The following is a 4,231-nucleotide window of genomic DNA, read 5'->3' on the forward strand; positions in this document are numbered from 1 at the left end:
GTACGGGTGGGTGAGGTAGCGGGGCGTTGGTCGGGTGGGCATACGAATAAGGTGGGGTGAGTGGGCACCCAGTGGTGCAGCGCGGCTCAAATCTGGCGCAGGCTCAGCCAGACGCAGGTCCCTTTACCGGGCTGGCCTGTGCTTTCCAGCCAGATCTCTCCCCCCATCTCTTCAAGCAGTCGTTTGCTGAGATAGAGGCCAAGACCTTTCCCCTGGGGCGCCAGGCGCTGAGCGCTCTCCAGACGCTGAAACGGCTGAAAGAGTCGTTGCTGCTCCTCGGGGGGGGATGCCGACGCCCTCGTCCTGGATAGCGAGGTAGATGCGCCGCTCCTGCCGATCGTCTGCGTCGGTGAGCAAGGGGGCGCTGGCTGGCCTGGTGGCGGTGAGAGTGATCCGCAGACGGCTACCGGGATTGGAGTAGGAAAGAGCATTATTGACTAAGTTTCGCAGCACCTGACGCAGTTGTAGAGGCTGTGCTATTACGTCGCACTTGCTCAGCTGCAGCTCAAGCGTCCGCTGTTCGAATTCCAGACGGGGAGCAAAGGAGGCCAGCACAGAGAGTACTGCTTCTTTGAGGTCAAGGCGCTCAGCCCCGTTCTGCTCGCCAGCTCGCTGAGGCAGGATAATTGAATCCAGGATAAAGGTGGCTTCATCGCAGGCGTGATTGATTTGTTGAAGATATTGATCGCAAAGTTCTGCTGTGATTTGCTCGCGGTAGCAACGCAGCAGCTCGGCATAGCCCTTGATGGCTGCGAGTGGCGTTCGGACCTCGTGATTGAGGATGAGCAGTAGTTGTTCGCGGTTCTTTTGATCCTCGATAAGCTGCTCGTTTTGCTGGCGGAGCTGTCGACCTTCCTGGTCGATATGGCGCACCTCGCTGCTGATCTTAAGGAATGCGCAGCCGACGATGAAGATCTGAGCGGTTGCCAGAACAAGACTGCTATAGATCATGGCGTTGGAAGAACCCAAAAGGCGCGGTAGTAGCATCAAACTGGCAAGGTTGAGTAACCCAATAGTTACTAGGACCCCGCACAGGAGGCGCAGGCAAGTGCGGAGCATCGTCATGTAATTCTTCACCTTTAAGACCCCTTCGCAGAAAGCTTGGAGCGAGTTACCTGTCTTGTGCTAGGAAAACGAAGATGGTCTCTTGCCAATCTCTTAATTATACCCTTGAGCCTGGCCAAAGTCGAAAAAAAGCGTTGCTATCAGCCTCATCTCATGCTGAGGAAGCGGGTGCTGGTTGTGAGCCAGTCAGGCAGTGCACTGTCACTGGCGAGGCTTTTGGCAACAACAAGGAGGGTAAATGATAGCCTATCTGGATTGCTATTCAGGGATAAGCGGCAACATGTTCTTGGGGGCGATGCTTGATGCGGGACTGTCGTGGAGTGGCCTACAGGAGATGTTGGCACTACTGCCGGTGGAAGGCTACCAGCTGTGCCGGGAGCCTGTAGAGCAGGGAGGAATACACGGTCAACGCTTCGAAGTGATCTTAGAGAACCCTGATCAGCCAGAGCGGCATTGGTCTGAGATCCGTCAGCTTTTGGAGGATGCTCCCTTGCCCAGTCGGGTCCGTGAGCGAGCGCTGGCAATCTTTCGCACGCTGGCGGAAGCGGAGGCAAGCGTGCACGGCGTAGCGCCTGAAGAAGTGCATTTTCATGAAGTGGGAGCTGTTGACGCTATTATCGACATTGTGGGCGCGGCGATCGCCATTGAAGCGCTCGGCATCAAGCAGCTCTACGCCTCGCCTCTGCCGCTCACCAGTGGCATGGTTAAGACGGCGCATGGGCTGCTGCCTGTTCCGGCTCCAGCCACCTTAGAGATTCTGCGTCGCGTGGCGGCCCCGTGGCGTCCCTGTCCGGCAGAGGGAGAGCTGGTCACACCAACCGGGGCGGCGATCCTCGCTACGCTCGCGCGCTTTGAGCTACCCGCCATTCGTATCGAACGGGTGGGCTATGGTTTTGGCCATCGTCAGCTCCCCTGGCCGAATTGTCTGCGCCTTTGTCTCGGCATGGCTGAGCGCGTGGAGGGTACAGCGGGAGAAGAATTAGATCGTGATTGGGTGACCCTTATCGAGAGCAACCTGGATAATACGACGCCCGAGCTGTTAGGGGCTTTGATGGACGAGCTGCTGGCTGCGGGGGCGCTTGATGTGACTTTCTCGCCTCTGCAGATGAAGAAGAATCGTCCCGCTACACTGCTGAGCGTCCTGGCGCGCCCGGAGCAGAGCGAGGAGCTGGCGAGGCTGATCCTGCGCTCCTCGGGAACACTCGGCGTACGCTTGCAGCAGATGCAGCGTCTCAAGGCTCAGCGCCAGCAGGAAGAGCTGCTCACCCCACTAGGACCAGTGACGATCAAGGTCAAACGTCTGGGTGAGCGCGTAGTGAGTGCCGCGCCAGAGTACGAGAGCTGTCGTCGTCTGGCTCAAGAACGCGGGCTACCCCTGAGCACGGTCTATGAGCTTGTAGAGCAGTGTCTGAACGCGACTCTCTACAGTCAGGGTCAGACTCAGGCGCAAGCAGACGGCTTTGCCTTGGCAGGGGACTCCCCTCTGGCAGAGGAGAAAAGTGAGCATTAGAGAGGACAGGAGAAGGAGAAGAAGGGGTAGTTTATGGATGTAGAGAAACAGAGATCATTCTATCAGAGACAGCAGCGGCAAGAAGGGGCAGAGAGTGATGGTGAGCGGAGCAAGAGGGGGTACGATGAGCGGCGCTTTCGTGACTTTGTTGAGGACCAGATTCGCGAGGCCCAGGAGCGAGGCGTGTTTGATCATCTGCCGGGCATGGGCAAGCCGTTGCAGCTGGATGAGAATCCCTATGCGCGAGAGAAGGAGCTGGCCTATCACCTGCTCAAGAGCAATGGCTTTGCTCCCCAGGAGATCGAGCTGGCAAAGGAGATTCGCGGCGAGCTGCAGCAGGCAGAGGCCAGGCTAGCCAGACTGCGCGAGCGACGCCAGCGACTGGCCAGGCGCCGTGTCCCTCCTTTCCCCAGCGAGAAACGGGCTTTCAACGCCGCTCTGGCTCAGGCGCTGCGCGACTACGAGGCGACCCTGCGTGAACTCAATCGCAAGATTCTCACCCTCAGCCTGATGGTTCCCCCAGCAATGCACATGAACATGGTGGACGTCGATAGCAAGGTCAAGGCATTCCGCGAAAGCTGCCCGCCATTCCCTCTCTGAAGCTCTACTACGCCGCCCCCCAACCTTCACGGTCGCCCCTCGGCCTTGGAGAAAGCGGCGAGCGTTCTATGGAACCTGGCTTGTAAGGCTTGGGGTCCTGCCCGCAGAGCGAGAAACCGAAAGATTGCAGGGTAATCGATCGCGGGGAGGATATGAACAAAGCGGAAATCTGCCTTCGGTGCAGGCCCTAAGCCTCCCCTTTCTCCTTTTCTCTGCTCGCAGTTGCCTGTCACTGCTCATGGCCTGGCCATTTTCCTGCTACGGGTAACAAGGTAAGCAAATACTCCTAATCATAGGACCGGCATAGCAGTCCTGCTCAAGACTGGGTAGACTGCCTATCGGAGGGGTCAGGGATGGATTCCCTCGGGAGCCTGTGGGGGCTGCCTGACCCCCACTCTAGAGCTAGGGAGCCTCCACTCGCTGAGGCTTACGGATGCCTGGCTAGCTTACAGGCAGCAGGGAAAGATCTCTTCCCTCCTTTAGTATCGAGCCGGCTCGGAAAAGAGAAGGGGCGTGTCGCGGGCAGGTGGCCTGCCGGCGGCTCCCTAGCTAGCGCCGCCCCTGTGATTGCCAGCGACGCGATGCCTGGAGACGTTTTGCATGGAGGTGTGACATTGGCAACGCAAGATGAACTGGTACGGAAAGGGATGCTTGAGGGGGATATAGATGTTGATCAAGCCAACGTTGACAAACTGCACAAGAACGTCATTGGCCTGCCTGGCGTGCTCTACTTCTGCATTGCCGGCTCAGCTCCCATCTCAGCCATGCTCTTCAACGTGCCGCCTATAGCCCAGCAGGCTGGGGCTGCTTCCCCGCTGGTCTTTCTGCTCTCGGGGATTGGACTCCTATTGCTGGGGGTCTCCATTGTTTATCTCTCGCGCCGGCTGACCTCGGCAGGAGGCTTTTACACCTGGGTCAGTCACAGCCTGGGGAAAGGTACCGCCTTCCAGGCGGGCTGGCTCATGATGGGCGGCTACGCCCTCTTTGAGGCGGCCTTAATGGGGGCCTTTGGCTCCTATACCAACAGCTCCTTTGCCACCTATCTGCATCTCAATC

General features: G+C 58.4%; 5 protein-coding genes. 3 read left to right on the forward strand and 2 right to left on the reverse strand.

Annotation, left to right across the window (positions count from 1 at the left end; translation table 11 throughout):
• Nucleotides 1-86: 86 nt before the first annotated feature.
• Both IRZ31_RS21520 and IRZ31_RS20415 read right to left on the reverse strand, forming a co-directional pair.
• Nucleotides 87-242, reverse strand: a complete 156-nt coding sequence (locus IRZ31_RS21520; protein WP_363325709.1) for an ATP-binding protein — start codon at nucleotides 240-242, stop codon at nucleotides 87-89.
• Nucleotides 172-1,065: a HAMP domain-containing sensor histidine kinase gene (locus IRZ31_RS20415; protein ID WP_297157327.1), complete on the reverse strand. Its 894-nt coding sequence runs from the start codon at nucleotides 1,063-1,065 to the stop codon at nucleotides 172-174. Before IRZ31_RS20415 ends, IRZ31_RS21520 begins: the two co-directional genes overlap by 71 nt.
• A gap of 238 nt (nucleotides 1,066-1,303) precedes the next feature.
• Here IRZ31_RS20415 and larC point away from each other — a divergent pair, with 238 nt between their 5' ends.
• The 3 genes from larC to IRZ31_RS20430 all read left to right on the forward strand — a co-directional run.
• Nucleotides 1,304-2,575, forward strand: a complete 1,272-nt coding sequence (gene larC / locus IRZ31_RS20420) for a nickel pincer cofactor biosynthesis protein LarC (protein ID WP_297157329.1) — start codon at nucleotides 1,304-1,306, stop codon at nucleotides 2,573-2,575.
• Between the two features lie 33 nt (nucleotides 2,576-2,608).
• Complete coding sequence (locus IRZ31_RS20425) at nucleotides 2,609-3,175, forward strand: DUF1992 domain-containing protein (protein WP_297157332.1); 567 nt, start codon at nucleotides 2,609-2,611, stop codon at nucleotides 3,173-3,175.
• A gap of 614 nt (nucleotides 3,176-3,789) precedes the next feature.
• The coding region (locus IRZ31_RS20430; RefSeq protein ID WP_297157335.1) for an amino acid permease at nucleotides 3,790-4,231 on the forward strand (442 nt) is incomplete at its 3' end.

Source organism: Thermogemmatispora sp., assembly GCF_019683635.1.
Taxonomy (GTDB): domain Bacteria; phylum Chloroflexota; class Ktedonobacteria; order Ktedonobacterales; family Ktedonobacteraceae; genus Thermogemmatispora.